Source organism: Methylorubrum subtropicum, from assembly GCF_038442325.1.
Lineage (GTDB): Bacteria > Pseudomonadota > Alphaproteobacteria > Rhizobiales > Beijerinckiaceae > Methylobacterium > Methylobacterium subtropicum.
Window position 1 is genome coordinate 67,570 of the sequence record NZ_JBBXMW010000012.1, and the last position, 15,206, is coordinate 82,775.

Here is a 15,206-nt window from a genome sequence, read left to right on the forward strand (position 1 = left end):
TTGTCGGGTTTCAGAAATCCAGGTCCGCGTAATGGGCCGCCGGCGGCATGCCGGGGGCGCGGTCGGCCAGGAGCGGACGGAAGGACGGGCGGGACTTCACCCGCGCGTACCAGTCCTTCGCCATCTCGTCCTCGTCCCATGGCACGTCGCCGAGATAATCCACGCAGGAGAGATGGGCGGCGGCTGCGAGATCCGCATAGGTCAGGTGGTCGCCGGCCAGCCACCGGCGCTGGCCGATGAGGTAGCCGATATACTTCAGATGGTAGCGCACGTTGGTCCGCGCCGCGCGGATGGCGTTCATGTCCGGCGGGCCGCCGCCCTCGGAACTCGGCATGAAGCGCTTGTCGATCTTTTCCGTGACCAGATACTCGGTCACCTCGCCGTTGAACTTGACGAGGAACCAGTCGAGCAGGCGGCGCACCTCGACCCGCGCCGTGGTGGTGTCGGGCAGGAGCCGCCTCCCGTTAAGGCCGAGCCCCCGCGTCTCGTCGAGATACTCGGCGATGACGCCCGCGCCCGGCACGGCGAGCCCGGTCTGCTCCACCAGCACCGGCGTGGTGCCGGCGGGGTTGACGACGAGGAAGTCGCGGCGGCGCTCCCAGGCGCGCTCCTCCACGAGCACCGGCTCCATGCCCATCTCGGTGAGCGCGAGGCGGATGAAGCGGGAGTTCGGGCAGAACGGAGCGTGGTGGAGCGTCGCCATGAGGCCGTGTTCAACGTGACGTTCTGATGAGCCGCCGGCTCGGGCAACCCGCCGCAGCCGAACGAGGCTCCGGCCGACGGGCCAGGATTATTGCCGGTTCGTTTCGTCCCCGTTAACACGCTTGCCGCATCGCGGTAACCGCTTGGCAACCCTGCCGCCGCAAAGCTGCCGCACCGCCGTCGTCTGCCCACCCGCCAGCGCCACCCTCGCGGCGCGGAATGTGCGTCCCCCGGCGCCGAGGAGCAGCAGACCCATGGATTTCGTCCAGATCGCGAAGGCGCTCGTGCTCGCCGTGGTGGAGGGGGCCACCGAGTTCATCCCGGTCTCCTCGACCGGCCACCAGCTGCTGGTCGGTCACTTCATCGGCTTCCACTCGCCCAACAACACCTTCGAGGTGCTGATCCAGCTCGGCGCGGTGCTGGCGATCCTGTACGTCTACTTCGGCAAGCTGTGGGGCATCGCCACCAGCCTGCCGAACGACCCCAAGGCGCGCCGCTTCGTGCTCGCCGTGCTGATCGCGTTCCTGCCCGCGGCGATCGTCGGCGGCCTGTTCTCGAAATACATCAAGTACTACCTCTTCAACCCGTGGATCATCTGCGCCACGCTGGTGGCGGGCGGGCTCGTGCTGCTCGTGATCGACGACATGGTCGGCGAGCCGAAGGCCACCCCTAAGGACGAGAGCCACACCGACACGGTCGAGAACCCGCGCAAGACCGACGTGTTCGAGTTCAGCCTGCCGATGGCGCTCAAGATCGGCCTGTTCCAGTGCCTCGCGATGATCCCCGGCGTGTCGCGCTCGGGCGCCACCATCGTCGGCGCGATGCTGATGGGCGCGAGCAAGCGCTCGGCCACCGAGTTCTCGTTCTACCTCGCCATGCCGACCATGGCCGGCGCCTTCGCCAAGGACCTGCTCGACAACTATAAGAACCTCTCCTCCGACGACGCGGCTCTGATCGTCATCGGGTTCGTGGCGGCCTTCGTCTCGGCGCTGATCGTGGTGCGGACCGTGCTCGACTACGTCTCGCGCCACGGCTTCTGGCTGTTCGCGTGGTGGCGCATCATCGTCGGCTCGCTGGGCTTCGCCGGACTGATTATTTTTGGCTGAGCCTTCAGGATTTTGAACGAGGCGGCCGGATCGTCCCGGACTAAAGTCGGTTGTCGTCCCGCTTCGCGCCGTGCGAGGGCTTGCGGCCAAGCCGCCGCTCTCTACACCGGAAGCGGAACGACACACGCCGCACGCCAGGGTTCACGATGGAAGACCGTCCGCTTGCCGAGTTGTTCGAGCCCGCGACCGCGGAGCGCTGGCGCAAGGCGGTCGATGCCGCGCTGAAGGGCGGCGATTTCGAGAAGCGCCTCGTCTCCAAGACCGCGGACGGCCTGCGCATCGAGCCGCTCTACGCCCCGGCCGAGCCGACGACCCAACCGGTGCGGGCGCCGGGCCCCTGGCGCCTCGCCCAACGCATCGACCATCCGGACGCGGAAAAGGCCGCGGCGCAGGCGCTGACCGATCTCGAAGGCGGCGCCGACGCGCTGGTTCTGGTCGAGGCGGGCGCCCCCGCCGCCCGCGGCTTCGGCCTGGAGCTGACCGACGTGGACGGGCTCGACGCGGCGCTCAAGGGCACGATGCTGCCCCTCATCGCGCTCCGCCTCGACGCGGGCGCCCGCGGCTTCGAAGTGGCAGGTCTCTTGAAGCAACTGGTCGAGCGCCGCGGCGACGATCCGGCCGGGCTCGACGTGGATCTCGGGCTCGACCCGATCGGCACGCAGGCCGCGACCGGCCGGGCGAGCGAGGGCTGGGAGGGCAAGCTTTCGCAGGCGCTCACCGATTTTTCCGCCTATCGCGGCCGCGTGGCGCTGGCGGACGCCCGCCCCTATCACGAGGCCGGCGCAAGCGAGGTTCAGGAACTCGCCATCGTGCTCGCCACCGCGGTCGCCTACCTGCGCGCCTTGGAGGCCGGCGGGCACGATCTGGAGCGGGCGCGGGACGCCATCTCGGTGCTGCTCGTGGCCGATGCCGACGAGTTCCTGACCATCGCCAAGTTCCGGGCGATCCGCCGGCTCTGGGCCCGGATCGAGGAGGCCTGCGGGCTCGAGCCCAAGCCCCTGCGGGTGCTGGCCGAGACCGCGTGGCGGATGATGACCCGCCGCGATCCCTTCGTGAACATCCTCCGCACCGCCATGGCCTCGGCCTCCGCCGGCCTCGGCGGCGCCGATTCGGTCACCGCCCTGCCCTACACCCTGGCGCTCGGCCTGCCCGACGCCTTCGCCCGGCGCGTGGTGCGCAACAGCCAGATCGTCTTGGTGGAGGAATCGAACCTCGCCAAGGTGTCCGACCCGGCAGCCGGCGCGGGCGGCTTCGAGGCGCTGACCGCGGAGCTCACGGAAAAGGCCTGGGCGGCGTTCCAGGAGATCGAGCGCGAGGGCGGGATCGCGAAGAGCCTCGCGTCGGGCGCGCTCGCCGGCCGGATCGAGACGGTGCGCAAGGCCCGCGAGCGCGCGGTCGCGACCCGCAAGCAGCCGCTGACGGGGGCGAGCGAATTCCCGTTCCTCGCCGAGAAGCCGGTGACGGTGCTCGACGTGAAGCCGCGCGAGGCCCCTGCGCAGGCGGACGGCGCCCTCCCCTCGCAGCGCCTCGCCGAGCCCTACGAACGCTTACGCGACGCCTCCGACGCGGCGCTGGCCGAGTCCGGGAAACGGCCGTCGGTGTTCCTGGCCAATCTCGGCCCCGTGGCGGTCCACAACGCCCGCTCGACCTTTGCTGCCAACGCCTTCGCGGCGGGCGGCATCGAGGCGCTGGGCAATGACGGGTTTTCCGAGGCCGACGCGCTCGCGGAAACCTTCAAGGCGTCGGGCGCGAAACTCGCCTGCCTGTGCTCGTCGGACAAGCTCTACGAGACCGACGGCGTGCCCGCGGCCAAGGCCCTGAAGGCGGCGAGCTGCACCACCCTCTACCTCGCCGGCAAGCCCGCCGACGAGGCCGCGCTCCGCGAAGCCGGGGTGGACGGCTTCCTGTTCGCGGGCTGCGATCTGCTGGCGCTGCTGACGGAGGCCGGGGACAAGGCGAAGGGATAGGCGGACGGGCCGCCTCCTCACCCACCCCCGTCATTCCGGGGCCGCGAAGCGGAACCCGGAATCCACCCGTGATGCGGGATGCCCGGCCTAAACCGAACCGTCGTACCCAATCGTGGATTCCGGGTTCTCGCCTTCGGCGAGCCCCGGAATGACAGCCGGGGGTGATCAATCACAAAAATTACGCACCCGCGCCCGGATCGCCCTGCAGGCCCGCGGCGATGTGGTTGTTCAGCGACACGAGCGATTCGACCTTCTCGCGGCTCGGCGCGATCATCGCGTCGATGATGGTGCGGAAGACGTAGACCGAGAGGCGGCTGATGCCGAGGCGGATCTCGTCCGGGAGCGGGTTGGCCGGGTCGGTCGCGGCGGAGGCCAGGATCGTCCAGACCTTCTGGTTGAACACCAGCGCCTCGTTGAGGACCGGGCCGGCGCCGACATCGGGGCCGAGCGCCTGGAGCTTGCCCGCGGCCTTCAGCAGTACGGCGGCTTCCGCCTCGCGGGGCGGGAGCGCGACGCGCGCGACCTTCGCGTAGGCATTGGCCCCGTACGACATCGCCCGAACTCCCCTGCGCCGGACGCATGCACGGTCCGCAGGTTCCGTGTGACATCGGTTTGTTAAAAGGCGGTGTGCGAGACCAGTCGCCGTAATGGCGCCCCGAAAGGGGGCGAGGTGTCCGCTGTGGACAACTCGTGCCGCGAGCCGGGTCCGGGACCCGACAGGTATGACGAACTTCTTCCTCGGTCTCATCGCCGGCTGCATCATCGCCGGCGTCGTCACCATCTCGGCGGCGCGCAACCCCTCGGTCCAGACGCGGCTGGGGCTGATGCCGGCCGCTCAGGCCGCAGCCCCCCCGCCCGCACCGGCCCCCCGCATCGAGCCGCCGCATTGCCCGGAAGCCCGGGCAGAGACGCCCGTCGGGCGGCCCGACATGCTGTTCTCGCGAAGCCGGCTCTGGTCGATCAAGCCCTGAGGCAGCGGCATCTTCAGACGCTGGTGCCGATCAGGAACATCACCATGGTGGTGGCGAGCGTGCAGCCGAGGAAGCCGCAGAGCGCCGCCGCGAAGGACGGGCCGGTCTGGAGCGGGGCGGTCTGGGCGGCGATCTCGACAGTGTTCACGGCGGGGCTCCGAATCGGGCGGTGTCGTTAGGGAGACGATGCGGCGCACGGCCACGCTCGGCGGTGCGGGGACGCACGTCGATGGCGGACACGGCGAAGGTTTCGCCGCGGTGGTTCAGTTCCGGTGAGGTTTCAGGCGAGCCGCGGGGCGCCCCGGATCAGTCGCAGCGGTTAAGGCGCTTGGCGATCCGCAGGTCGCGCAGTTCGCTGCGCAGGTCGATGGCCACCACGTCGGCGCCGCAATCCTCGAACGCGTCCTGCGCCTCGTGGAAGCGGTCGCCCACCTCGTCGAGGGTGTCACAGACCCGGTCGCGGTTGCCGAGACGGGCCTCTTGGTTAGCCTGATAGCGCAGCGCGCTGGCCTCCTGCACCTTGCGCCGGCCGTCGAGGCAGCCGGGGGCGGCGAGGGCGGAAGTCACGAGGCTGGTGCCGACGAGGGCGGCGGTGAGGCCGGCGAAAAGAGTGGAACGCATGGCAGGACCGAGGTTGTTTCGACCGAGGTCGTGAAGGTTTATCGTGCGGGTGCGATGCGCTTGAGCTTTCGCTGCGGTGCATCGCCTCGCTGTCGGTCTGATGAACGGTGCGGCTAAGCCGATGGTTCCGGGCTCTTTTCGCCAAGCTTGACGGAACCTTTGCCGGATTTGTCCCCGCCCGCGCCGCGGCGACGCGAGGTCAGAATCTGCTCGAGCCGGACCGGCCGAAGCTCCTGCGGATCGACGCCGACATCGTATTGGCGCGGGATCGGTTTGAGCCGCCCGTGGGAATGGCCGTGTAGGTTGATCGCCCCGCGCCCGAGCCCGTTCCATGTCCGGAAGGCGTAGTGGCACAGCACCAGCCGGCGCTCGTCCACGGTGATCTCGGCGTAATGCGCCACCGATTCCCAAGCCTGTGCGGCGAGCGTCGCCGGTCCGTCGTTGTTGCCGACGATGAGGTGCTTGCGCCCGTGGAGCGAGGCCAGGATCTCGATGACCCGCTCCGGCGGCGGCCCGAGGGCGAAGTCGCCGAGATGCCAGACCTCGTCGTCGGGCCCGACCACGTCGTTCCACGCCTCGATCAGGGCGCGGTCGTGGGTCTGAAGGTCGGGAAACGGGCGCCGGTCGATCCGCAGGATGCGCGGATCGCCGAAATGCGTGTCGCTGGTGAAGAAGGTCGCCATCCACGCTCTTTGTAGCGCGCGGGGCCGGACGCGACAGGCCCGGCCCTCGTTGTCGTCAGCCGCCGAAGCGCATCGGCACCGTCACAGTGAGGCTCTGCCCGTCGTAGCCGGCCGGGGCCGCGGGCAGCGAGCCGCGCACCGCGGCGAGCGCGGCGGCGTCGATGGCCGGGATGCCGCTGCTCGACGCGAGCGACGCGCCGCTCACGGCGCCGGACCGGCTGACCGTGAAGCGGACCGTGGCGACCCCGCCCCCGGTGCCGACACCGGCACCGCGGTTCATGCGGCCCTTGATCGTCGCGGACAGGGCGCCCCGCCACGCGGCGAGCGCGTTGGGATCGCCGCCGCCGCTGCGCTGGGGCGCGCTCTGCCGCCGGGTCACCTGGCTGGCGCCCTGGGCGTCGTCGGTCCGCTTGCGGGCGGCGTCGCGCTCGGCCTTGGCTTTCGCCGCCGCCTTGCGGATCTCCTCGCGCTTCTCTTCCTTCTTCGCCTCGATCAGCTCGCGGCGCTTGGCTTCGCGCTCGGCCTCGCGCTTCTTCTCCAGAAGCTCCTTGCGGCGGGCCTCGGCGACCTTGGCCGGATCGGGCTCCTTCGGCTTGGGCTTGGCCTCCTGTACCCGCGCGGGCGGCGGCGGCGCCAGCGGCTCGGCCTCCGGCGCCTGCGAGGCGATCACCTGCTCCTCCGGCGGGGGCGGCGGGGTCTCGGGCGGTGCCTCGGCGACGGCCTCCGGCGGGGGCGGCGGGGGCTGCACCTCTTCGGGCACCACCTGGGTCATCTCGGTCGGCGGCGGCGGCTTCACCTCCTCCGGCAGAACCTGCGTCATCTCCGGCGGCGGGGGCGGCGTCGCCTCGTCGGGCACGGCCTCCGTCATTTCCTCCGGAGGGGGCGGCGGGACCGGGGCTTCCTGCGTCTCGACCGGGTTGACCGTCGTCGGCGCTTCCTCGGGCTTGACCTCGTTGGTCTCGGGATCGGTCGGGGCGGCCTCCATCTCGTCGACCGGCGGGGCCTCCTCCATCGCCGGGCTCAGGTCGAGTGTGACCTGCTGCTCGCCCGTCGCTTCCGGCGGCGTGGTGCGCATGAAGGCGAGGCCGGCGAGTGCAGCGAGATGCAGCAGCAGCGCGACGGCGAAGGCGGCGGCGAGCGGACCCTGGCCGCCTTCGGGGCCGCCGGGCGCGCGTTCAACGTGAGCGGTCATCGGCTTACTTGGCGGCTCCGCCCGGCGCCTGGGCGATCAGCGACACCTTGGTGAAGCCGGCCTGCGCCACGACGCCCATGGTCTCGAGGATCTTGCCGTAATTCGCGTCGCGATCCCCGCGCACGAGCACGACCTGATCGGGGTTCTCGGCCTTCAGCTCCTTGAGGCGCGGCAGCAACGTCTCCGCCGTGAACGGGTCCTTGGCGATGAACGGGTTGCCGTCCTTGTCGATCGAGACCTCCAGCGGCTTCTGCGCCTGCGCGACCTTGGCGGCTGCGGTCTTCGGCAGCTGCACCGGCACGCCGGTCGTCATCAGGGGCGCGGCCACCATGAAGATGATGAGCAGCACCAGCATCACGTCCACCATCGGGGTGACGTTGATGTCCGACATCGGCGTGGCGTCGAGGCCGTCCTCGTCGTCACCGCCGCCCCCCGAGCGCAGGGAACCCATGGCCATGTGTCTCGCCCTCCCGGGCGTCGCGCGGCCCGCCGGCCGGGCGGGCTCGCGTCGAATTGGAGTGGAGCGGGGTCGGCGGCGCGGATCGCGCCGGCCGAAACGATTACTCGGCGGCGGCGGCGGCGGCGCGGGCGTGCGGGCTGCGGTCGCGGGCGAGCCGGTTGCCCAGCACGGCGATGCAGGAGACGAAGCCGGACTGGAGCCGGGCGAGGTCGCCGGAGAGCTTGTTGTAGGCCATCACCGCGGGAATCGCGACGACGAGGCCGATGGCGGTGGCGAACAGCGCCTCGGCGATGCCCGGCGCCACGACGGCGAGCGACGTGTCCTGGCTCTTCGCGATGGAGGAGAACGAGTTCATGATGCCCCACACCGTGCCGAACAGGCCGATGAACGGGGCCGTCGAGCCGGAGGTGGCGAGCAAGGGCAGGCCGCCCTGAAGCCGCTTCACCTCGAGGCCGAGCGCGCCCTTCATCGCCCGCTCGATGCGCTCGCGGCGCTCGGCCCGGCTCTCGCTCGGGTCCTGGTCGCGCCACGCGTCGAGCCCGGCATGGACGATGCGGCCGGCGATGCCGTCCTGCCCCGCGTCCACCGCGCCCTCCTTGCGCACCATCGCCTCGAACGCCTTGGCCTGCCGCTTGGCGGCGGCGAGCCGCACGACCTTCTCGAACACCACGGTCCAGCAAGCGAGCGAGGCGACGACGAGAAGGATCATCACGCCCTTCACGATCGGATCGGCCTGCAGGAACAGGCCGACGAACGAGAAGTCGTGGCCTGCGGCGGCGGCGGCTTCCACGGGCGCGGATGTGGGATCCATCTCGAAGTTCCTCGAAGTGCGGGTGTCGGGTCGGGCGGGCGTGCCGTCGGCGCGCCCGCCGCTCGGATCAGCGGTCGAAGGCCGCCTGCGTCTTGGTGGCGGTCTCGATCCGCTCCAGGCAGGTCTCGCGGCTGGCGTCGGCGCCCTCGCAGGCGAGCACGTCGTTGAGCAGGATGCGACCGATCTTCGGGCAGGACAGGCCGGCGAAGTCGAACAGCCGCACGACCGTCTTCTTCTCCTGCACGGGCCCCAGTTCTACGGCGAGGCGCTTCTGGGCGACGCCCTCGGTGTCGAAGGCGAACAGATCGACCTTGAGCGACTTCAGCGCGGGCCCGCGGCCGTTATCGACCAGCATGTAGGTGCGGCAGGCCTCGCCCGCGGGCTCCAGTCGGTTCAGCTCGATCTTGAGCGGCGCGCCCTTCGGGGCGCTTTCCTGCGCCGGCGCGCCGGTCGTCGCGAGCGCGATGGCCCCTGCCGCTGCGAACCCGCGCATCATTCCCCCGGCTGCCTGCATCACGACGCTCGATCCTCCCTGGCCGCTCCGGCGTTGTGCCGCGGGCCTCGCTGGCGCCCGGTCGAGGGCGCGAATTCCGCCGGAGCCCCACGGAACCACCCTCGCGGCGACGGTCCGCGCGTGAGGTCCCGCGATGTCCGGATACGACAATGCCGAGACACGGCGCCCGATATCGAGAGCACCGCTCCATTCCGGTGGGGTGCGTATCCGACAAACCGGTCAGGGATCAAGGCGACGACTGAATTTCAGAGCAATTCCAAACTGTTACTCAACCTCAGCTTGGCCGCGGAGAATTGCCGGTTCATCCCGGCTCTTCTTGCGGCATAATCCCGAAGAGCCTGTTTAGAGCCGTCCCCGGCCCCGCTCTTGATCGGCCCCGATCCGCTTTCCATATCAACGCTCAAGGGTGCTGCCGCAGGGCGGGCCCGAGACCGCGGGGTGCCGCCGGGACTCGTCCCAAGGGCCCCGCCGGAGGTTCGAGTTTCACGATGACGCGGCCATCCCCGTTCGGGCACCCGTTCCTGCTCGGCTTCGACGAGATCGAGCAGGCGCTCGACCGCGTCGCCAAGGCCGGGAGCGACGGCTACCCGCCCTACAACATCGAGCGCGTGCCCCGCGGCGAGCGCGAGCCCGAGCGTCTGCGGATCACGCTGGCCGTCGCCGGCTTCACCCAGGACCAACTCGACGTCTCGCTGGAAGAAAACCAGCTCGTCGTGCGCGGCCGGCAGGTGGACGACAAGTCGCGTCAGTTCCTGCATCGTGGGATCGCGGCGCGTCAGTTCCAGCGGGCCTTCCTGCTCGCCGACGGCATGGAGGTGCTCGGCGCCGACCTGTCGAACGGCCTCCTGTCGATCGACCTCGTCCGGCCGGAGCCGGAGCGGGTCGTGCGCAAGATCGCGATTTCCTCAAAAGACGACTGACCGAGCGACGATGTTCGTCATCGTCGCTCGCCCCCGCGACCGCGGGGCGGCGGCCGTCCGCCGGACGCATCGATCAGGACCATCGGTCCTGATCGACGCAGCACAGGAAAACTCCGCGGCGACGGACCGCAGTCTTCAGCCGAATCTCATCGTCACCACCGGTTTGTAGCCGCCGAACCTCGGGACCATATCCGGATCACGCTCTGCCTCGGAAGGAGGGCAACCATGAACGACCTGACCATCACGGAAACGCAGACCACCGCCCCCGCCATCGATCCGGCCGAGTTCGCCGCGCTCGGCGAGGGCCACATCGCCTATGTCCGGCCGATCCGCTCGGACGAGGTGCGCGCGCTGTTCCCGCAGGCGCCGGAGATGAGCCCCGGCCTCGACCTCTTCGCCCTGCTCTCAGCCTCGGGCGCGCCGATCATGCTGACCGACTCGCGGGAAGTGGCGGTGGCCAACGCCATGGCGCATTCGCTCTACCCGGTCAGCCTGCACTGATTTCTGTTCGGAGGCGTGCCCGATCCGCTTGCAGCGGGTCGGGCATCGCTTTTTCTACTCCCCCGGCGACCGCGCATCCCCTCTCCCCGCACGCGGGGAGAGGGTCGCGACGACCCTGTCGTCGGCGCGACGAGGCGGCAGCCGAGGTGTGAGGGGGCTTGTCCGAAGGAGTCTCTTCCGTCGAAGCCCCCTCACCATCGCCTGCCGGCTCACTTCGGCGACGACGAGGTCGCCGAAGTCCTCTCCCCGCGTGCGTGGAGAGGGGGAAGCGCGGCCCGCCTTGGTCTTATCAAGCAGTCTGCTTCGCCGCCTCCGCCGCCATCAGCGCGAACGCGTATATCAGCCCCACCTCTTCCAAACGGTCGAACCGCCCGGCGGCGCCGCCGTGGCCGGCTTCCATGTTGATGCGGCAGAGGATCGGGCCGCCGCCGGTCATCGTCGCGCGCAGCCGCGCGACCCACTTGGCCGGCTCCCAGTAGGTGACGCGCGGGTCGGTCAGGCCGCCGAGCGCCAGGATCGCCGGATACCGCTTGGCCGCGACGTTGTCGTAGGGCGAGTAGGACAGGATGGTCTCGAACGCCGCCTCGCTCTCGGCCGGGTTGCCCCATTCGGGCCATTCCGGCGGGGTGAGCGGCAGCTCGGCGTCGAGCATGGTGTTGAGCACGTCCACGAACGGCACGTCGGCGACGATACCGGCGAACAGCTCGGGGGCGAGGTTGGCCACCGCCCCCATCAGCATCCCGCCAGCACTCCCGCCATGGGCGACGATGCGCCCTTCCGCCGTGTAGCCGGCCTCGATCAGCGCCCGCCCGCAGGCGACGAAGTCGGAAAAGGTGTTGGGCTTCTTCTCGCGCTTGCCATCGAGATACCAGTTCCAGCCCTTCTCGGTGCCGCCGCGGACATGGGCGATGGCGTAGACGAAGCCGCGATCGACGAGGCTGAACAGGTTGGTGCGGAAGGACGCCGGCATCAGCGTGCCGTAGGAGCCGTAACCGTAGAGCAGCAGCGGCGCCGTGCCGTCGAGGGGCAGATCCCGGCGGTGAATCAGCGAGACCGGCACGGTCGCGCCGTCGGCAGCCGTGGCGAAGAGGCGCCGCGTCACGTAGTCGGCCGGCTCGTGGCCGCTCGGCACGCTCTGGCGCTTGCGCAGGATACGGGCGCGGGTGACACAATCGTAGTCGTAGGTCTCCGACGGCGTCGTCATGGAGGAATAGACGAAGCGGATGCGGTTGGTCTCGAACTCGTAGCCGGACAGCAGCCCCAGCGAGTACGCCTCCTCAGCGAACGAGACCGTGTGCTCCTCGCCCTTCAGGTCGCGCACGACGATGCGCGGCAGAGCGTTCTCCAGTTCCAGCCGCACGAGGTGGTTTCCGAGCACGTGCAGGTGCCGGATCATCACGCCGGGACGGTAGGGCACGGCATCGACCCAGTTCTCGCGGCCCGGCGCGTCGAGGGGGCAGGTGACGATCTTGAAGTCGACCGCCCCGTCCGCGTTCGTCAGGATGACGAGGTGCGAGGCCCAGTGCTCGACCGAGTAGATCAGCTGGGGCTCGCGCGGCGACACGACGGTGAGCGGGCCCTCGTCGTTCGCCCGGTCGAGCAGATGGACCTCCGCGGTCTCGTGGTCGCTCGCAGTGATGGTCAGATAGGTGCCGGATTGGGTGCGGCCGATGCTGACGAAGAAGCCCGAATCCGCCTCCTCGTAGACGATCCGGTCGTCGGCCTGCGCGGTGCCGAGGCGGTGGCGCATGACGCGGGCGGGGCGATGGTTCTCGTCCAGCGCCACGTAGAAGAATGCGGTCCCAGTTGCGTTCCAAACGGCCTCGCCGGCCGTGTTCTCGACGCGCTCGTCGCGGTCGATGCCGGTGTCTAGGTCGCGGACGCGCAGGGTGTGGAGTTCCGAGCCCTTGGTGTCGGCGCCCCAGGCGAGCAGGCGATGGTCGTCGGAATGCGCGGCGCCCGCGATCTCGAAGAAGGCGAGCCCCTCCCCTTCCCGGTCGCCGTCGAGCAGGATCTCCTCGCCGGTCTCGGCGTCACCGGCCTCCTCGGCGATGCGATGGACCGTGCGCGGGCGGCGGCAGATCAGCGGGTGCTGCCCGCCCTCGCGGTGGCGGGTGTAGTAGGCGAACGGCCCGTCGGGATCGGGCACCGAGCCGTCGTCCTCGCGGATGCGCCCGCGCATCTCCGCCACCAACGTCTTGCGAAGGTCGCCGGTCTCGCCGAGCGCGGCGGCCGCGTAGGCGTTCTCGGCCTCGAGATAGGCGCGGATGTCGGCGGGCAGCGCGTTTCCGTCCTTCAGCACCTCGCGCCAGTTCCCGGCCTTCAGCCACGCGAACGGGTCCTCGATGGTCCGGCCGTGCAGGGTGAAGGCGTGGGGGCGCGCCTCCGCGCGGGGCGCCTCGGCGGGCAGGGTGAAGGCGGGGGTCGAAAGGCTCATGGGCCGGGGCTCCAGCGTCGTTGCCGCCGGATGTGCCGCGGGAGCGACGCGCCCGCAAGGCGCCAGCGGTCGCGGGGGCGGTCGGGACGATCCGGAAATGATCGCCGTGCAAATCGGCAAACCGAATCACACGTCTGCGGCGAATGCCGATGAACCGCGCCGCCGAACTCGTCACGATGGTGTTGAGGAAACTCTGGGCAGGACACGTCCTGCATACCGGCTCTGTCTTGCAGGTCTAATCTGATTGATCTAGGTAGAGCACGTGATTGCGGGGGGCGTCACACTCAACCGATAACGTGCGGGCCGCGCGCACTAAGCCGCCCCTACCTGCTCGATCCGTGCGTCGCTCCTTCGCGGAGCCGATCGCCGGACCGTGTGCGGGGCACCGCATCAAGGGACACACTCTGATCATGAACGAAACCGAGACGCCGGTCGACTACGTCGTCCTCACCGCCGACATCGTCGCTGCCTACGTCACCAAGAATCCCGTGCCGGCGGGCGAGCTCGGCCACCTGATCGGCGCCGTGCACGGCGCCCTGCTCCAGGTCGGCACCGGCCGCGTCGCCCCGAAGGCGGAGCCAACCGAGCCGCAGCAGCCGGCCGTGCCGATCAAGAAGTCGATCCAGCCCGACTACATCGTCTGCCTGGAGGACGGGCGCACCTTCAAGTCGCTCAAGCGGCACCTGCGCGCGAAGTACAACCTTTCGCCCGAGCAGTACCGCGCCAAGTGGGGCCTGCCGCCCGAATACCCGATGGTCGCCCCGAACTACGCCAAGGCCCGCTCCGACCTCGCCAAGGCGATCGGCCTCGGCCAGCCGCGCCCGGGCAACTACGACGAAGCCGCCTGATCCGGCCGTCGATCGGTTGGTCGCCACCGGTTTGCATCCCGCTCCGTCATTGCGAGGGTGAGCGAAGCAATCCAGCGGCGCGACCATTTAGGATGGGGCGAGACGCTTCGGCCGCGACGTCTCCGAGGTTGCGGCTGATCCGGACGATGCGGAGCCCTGGATTGCTTCGGCTCCGCCTCGCAATGACTGTAGGGTAGCCCTGAGGCCCCGCGCCGATCGTTCGCACCCCTTTTGGGAAAGCCCGTCGTCCCGATCCGTGGGGCGGCGGGCTTTTTCGTGATGGCATCCGGGGCAGCCGAATCGAGTTATCAACAGGCAAGTCGAAGGCGCCCGAACGCCCGGACTCCGGGACCGTGCCATGCTTTGCCGACACCCGAGCCGGCCTGCCTCGCCCGCTCCGTGCGCTCTACGCGTCCGAGGCGACTTTCGCGGCAGGGAAGGCACTTGGATCGGCTACCGGAGCCACACCTGAGGTTAAAATCATCAGCGTGACGCTGCAACCTCAAGACGCATGACCGACCTGTCAAGGCTTGTTTTAGGATCATTGTCCTTTAGCTTTTGACCGTCGGTGGCTTTCAGGTAGCGCGATGTCGAAGGAACAAAACACGAACAAAAACGGTGGCGGGCTCGGCCGGGAGGCCGAACGTTTGCTCGCGGCCCTGGCCGCGGAGGGGGCCTACGCCTTCCCGGACCCGTCGTCGCCCGACACCCTGATCGTGCGCGGCGGCGGGCGCGGGGTCTCGCTCGGGGGCGGTCGCTTTCCGGCCCGTGCGGGCGAGGCGCTGGTCGCCGCCGACCTCGCGGCCCGCGACGACGGGCGCCGCAACCGCCTCGTCATCGGTGCCGCCGGCCGTGCCCGGCTGCGGCGGGCGCTGGAGCCCCGCGACGACGCCTTCCGGCTGCAGCATCTCGATCCCGTCCGCGAGGGCACCGGCGAGACCATGCGCCTGCGCGACGCCGCGGAAAGCCCGCTCGCCTGGATGGCGCGGCGCCGGGGCCGCGACGGCGAGCCGATGATCGACGCCGCCGCTTTTGCCGCGGGCGAGCGCCTGCGCCACGACCTGTCGGCGGCGCAGATGCTGCCGGGCGTCACCGCCGACTGGACGGCGCAACGCGTCGATGGCGGCGGCCCGCGCGACCCGTCCGCGGCCACCGACCGGACCATCGCCGCGCGCCAGCGGGTCGATCACGCGCTCACGGCAGTCGGCTCCGACCTGTCGGGTCTGCTGATCGACCTGTGCGGGTTCCTGAAAGGGCTGGAGCGGATCGAATCCGAGCGCAAATGGCCCGCACGCTCGGCCAAGGTCGTGGCCCGCATCGCCCTGGGGCGGCTCGCCGAGCATTACGGCATCGAGCGCGAGGCGCGCGGGCCGGAACGGGGGCGCACGCGGCAGTGGCGGATGGGGGGTGATGGGGCGGCGTGAGCGTCTCGCAGCTCACAGAACACGCGTTCTCCTCCCCCTTGCGGGGAGG

Annotated in this window: 17 protein-coding genes; 7 read left to right on the top strand and 10 right to left on the bottom strand. The window is 70.1% G+C overall.

All coding sequences use genetic code 11. From position 1 onward, the window contains the following. Positions 1-10 precede the first annotated feature (10 nt). The gene (locus tag AAHG03_RS17115; protein WP_342151935.1) at positions 11-703 is read right to left on the bottom strand and encodes a glutathione S-transferase family protein; all 693 of its coding nucleotides are present in this window, start codon (positions 701-703) and stop codon (positions 11-13) included. A 253-nt stretch (positions 704-956) separates the two neighbouring features. On the opposite strand from AAHG03_RS17115, the gene AAHG03_RS17120 reads away from it, so the two are divergent. Together AAHG03_RS17120 and AAHG03_RS17125 are read left to right on the top strand one after the other, a co-directional pair. Then, positions 957-1,808 (top strand): undecaprenyl-diphosphate phosphatase, encoded by an 852-nt coding sequence (locus tag AAHG03_RS17120; protein ID WP_342151936.1) that lies wholly within the window; start codon positions 957-959, stop codon positions 1,806-1,808. Positions 1,809-1,954: 146 nt separating this feature from the next. Beyond that, entirely contained in the window at positions 1,955-3,775 is a 1,821-nt protein-coding gene (locus AAHG03_RS17125; protein ID WP_342151937.1) for a methylmalonyl-CoA mutase subunit beta, read from the top strand. 178 nt (positions 3,776-3,953) lie between these two features. Here AAHG03_RS17125 and AAHG03_RS17130 read toward each other — a convergent pair whose 3' ends face one another. Then, positions 3,954-4,328, bottom strand: coding sequence for a flagellar biosynthesis regulator FlaF (locus tag AAHG03_RS17130; protein WP_342151938.1), 375 nt, complete (start codon positions 4,326-4,328; stop codon positions 3,954-3,956). 169 nt (positions 4,329-4,497) lie between these two features. Here AAHG03_RS17130 and AAHG03_RS17135 point away from each other — a divergent pair, with 169 nt between their 5' ends. Beyond that, entirely contained in the window at positions 4,498-4,746 is a 249-nt protein-coding gene (locus AAHG03_RS17135) for a hypothetical protein (protein ID WP_342151940.1), read from the top strand. A gap of 13 nt (positions 4,747-4,759) precedes the next feature. Here AAHG03_RS17135 and AAHG03_RS17140 read toward each other — a convergent pair whose 3' ends face one another. The 7 genes from AAHG03_RS17140 to AAHG03_RS17170 all read right to left on the bottom strand — a co-directional run bounded on the left by AAHG03_RS17140 (position 4,760) and on the right by AAHG03_RS17170 (position 9,027). Beyond that, a complete protein-coding gene (locus tag AAHG03_RS17140) occupies positions 4,760-4,894 on the bottom strand; it encodes a hypothetical protein (RefSeq protein WP_286159175.1) in 135 nt (44 codons plus the stop codon). 158 nt (positions 4,895-5,052) lie between these two features. After that, the gene (locus AAHG03_RS17145; protein ID WP_342151941.1) at positions 5,053-5,367 is read right to left on the bottom strand and encodes a hypothetical protein; all 315 of its coding nucleotides are present in this window, start codon (positions 5,365-5,367) and stop codon (positions 5,053-5,055) included. A 113-nt stretch (positions 5,368-5,480) separates the two neighbouring features. Next, a complete protein-coding gene (locus AAHG03_RS17150; protein WP_342151942.1) occupies positions 5,481-6,050 on the bottom strand; it encodes a metallophosphoesterase family protein in 570 nt (189 codons plus the stop codon). 55 nt (positions 6,051-6,105) lie between these two features. Continuing rightward, on the bottom strand, positions 6,106-7,242 hold the full coding sequence (locus tag AAHG03_RS17155) for a TonB family protein (protein ID WP_342151943.1): 1,137 nt from the start codon (positions 7,240-7,242) through the stop codon (positions 6,106-6,108). A 4-nt stretch (positions 7,243-7,246) separates the two neighbouring features. Continuing rightward, positions 7,247-7,699, bottom strand: a complete 453-nt coding sequence (gene tolR / locus AAHG03_RS17160) for a protein TolR (protein ID WP_342151944.1) — start codon at positions 7,697-7,699, stop codon at positions 7,247-7,249. Between the two features lie 103 nt (positions 7,700-7,802). Continuing rightward, entirely contained in the window at positions 7,803-8,513 is a 711-nt protein-coding gene (locus AAHG03_RS17165) for a MotA/TolQ/ExbB proton channel family protein (RefSeq protein WP_342151945.1), read from the bottom strand. 67 nt (positions 8,514-8,580) lie between these two features. Then, on the bottom strand, positions 8,581-9,027 hold the full coding sequence (locus AAHG03_RS17170) for a Tat pathway signal protein (protein WP_412759767.1): 447 nt from the start codon (positions 9,025-9,027) through the stop codon (positions 8,581-8,583). Between the two features lie 488 nt (positions 9,028-9,515). Between AAHG03_RS17170 and AAHG03_RS17175 the strand changes: the two genes are divergently transcribed. Both AAHG03_RS17175 and AAHG03_RS17180 read left to right on the top strand, forming a co-directional pair. After that, positions 9,516-9,947: an Hsp20 family protein gene (locus AAHG03_RS17175; RefSeq protein ID WP_056249615.1), complete on the top strand. Its 432-nt coding sequence runs from the start codon at positions 9,516-9,518 to the stop codon at positions 9,945-9,947. 225 nt (positions 9,948-10,172) lie between these two features. Next, complete coding sequence (locus tag AAHG03_RS17180) at positions 10,173-10,448, top strand: BQ00720 family protein (protein WP_342151946.1); 276 nt, start codon at positions 10,173-10,175, stop codon at positions 10,446-10,448. A 289-nt stretch (positions 10,449-10,737) separates the two neighbouring features. Here AAHG03_RS17180 and AAHG03_RS17185 read toward each other — a convergent pair whose 3' ends face one another. Next, on the bottom strand, positions 10,738-12,885 hold the full coding sequence (locus AAHG03_RS17185; RefSeq protein WP_342151947.1) for a S9 family peptidase: 2,148 nt from the start codon (positions 12,883-12,885) through the stop codon (positions 10,738-10,740). Positions 12,886-13,295: 410 nt separating this feature from the next. Between AAHG03_RS17185 and AAHG03_RS17190 the strand changes: the two genes are divergently transcribed. Beyond that, positions 13,296-13,733: a Ros/MucR family transcriptional regulator gene (locus tag AAHG03_RS17190; protein WP_091942932.1), complete on the top strand. Its 438-nt coding sequence runs from the start codon at positions 13,296-13,298 to the stop codon at positions 13,731-13,733. A gap of 587 nt (positions 13,734-14,320) precedes the next feature. Further along, positions 14,321-15,157, top strand: a complete 837-nt coding sequence (locus AAHG03_RS17195; protein WP_342151948.1) for a DUF6456 domain-containing protein — start codon at positions 14,321-14,323, stop codon at positions 15,155-15,157. The last annotated feature ends 49 nt before the right edge of the window (positions 15,158-15,206 follow it).

What these genes read in the sequence shown, in the direction of transcription:
- AAHG03_RS17120 (WP_342151936.1), top strand. Translation starts at nt 957, where the DNA reads ATGGATTTCGTCCAGATCGCGAAGGCGCTCGTGCTCGCCGTGGTGGAG.
- AAHG03_RS17130 (WP_342151938.1), bottom strand. Translation starts at nt 4,328, where the DNA reads ATGTCGTACGGGGCCAATGCCTACGCGAAGGTCGCGCGCGTCGCGCTC.
- tolR (WP_342151944.1), bottom strand. Translation starts at nt 7,699, where the DNA reads ATGGCCATGGGTTCCCTGCGCTCGGGGGGCGGCGGTGACGACGAGGAC.
- AAHG03_RS17150 (WP_342151942.1), bottom strand. Translation starts at nt 6,050, where the DNA reads ATGGCGACCTTCTTCACCAGCGACACGCATTTCGGCGATCCGCGCATC.
- AAHG03_RS17135 (WP_342151940.1), top strand. Translation starts at nt 4,498, where the DNA reads ATGACGAACTTCTTCCTCGGTCTCATCGCCGGCTGCATCATCGCCGGC.
- AAHG03_RS17190 (WP_091942932.1), top strand. Translation starts at nt 13,296, where the DNA reads ATGAACGAAACCGAGACGCCGGTCGACTACGTCGTCCTCACCGCCGAC.
- AAHG03_RS17125 (WP_342151937.1), top strand. Translation starts at nt 1,955, where the DNA reads ATGGAAGACCGTCCGCTTGCCGAGTTGTTCGAGCCCGCGACCGCGGAG.
- AAHG03_RS17115 (WP_342151935.1), bottom strand. Translation starts at nt 703, where the DNA reads ATGGCGACGCTCCACCACGCTCCGTTCTGCCCGAACTCCCGCTTCATC.
- AAHG03_RS17195 (WP_342151948.1), top strand. Translation starts at nt 14,321, where the DNA reads ATGTCGAAGGAACAAAACACGAACAAAAACGGTGGCGGGCTCGGCCGG.
- AAHG03_RS17175 (WP_056249615.1), top strand. Translation starts at nt 9,516, where the DNA reads ATGACGCGGCCATCCCCGTTCGGGCACCCGTTCCTGCTCGGCTTCGAC.
- AAHG03_RS17185 (WP_342151947.1), bottom strand. Translation starts at nt 12,885, where the DNA reads ATGAGCCTTTCGACCCCCGCCTTCACCCTGCCCGCCGAGGCGCCCCGC.
- AAHG03_RS17155 (WP_342151943.1), bottom strand. Translation starts at nt 7,242, where the DNA reads ATGACCGCTCACGTTGAACGCGCGCCCGGCGGCCCCGAAGGCGGCCAG.
- AAHG03_RS17145 (WP_342151941.1), bottom strand. Translation starts at nt 5,367, where the DNA reads ATGCGTTCCACTCTTTTCGCCGGCCTCACCGCCGCCCTCGTCGGCACC.
- AAHG03_RS17170 (WP_412759767.1), bottom strand. Translation starts at nt 9,027, where the DNA reads ATGCAGGCAGCCGGGGGAATGATGCGCGGGTTCGCAGCGGCAGGGGCC.
- AAHG03_RS17165 (WP_342151945.1), bottom strand. Translation starts at nt 8,513, where the DNA reads ATGGATCCCACATCCGCGCCCGTGGAAGCCGCCGCCGCCGCAGGCCAC.
- AAHG03_RS17180 (WP_342151946.1), top strand. Translation starts at nt 10,173, where the DNA reads ATGAACGACCTGACCATCACGGAAACGCAGACCACCGCCCCCGCCATC.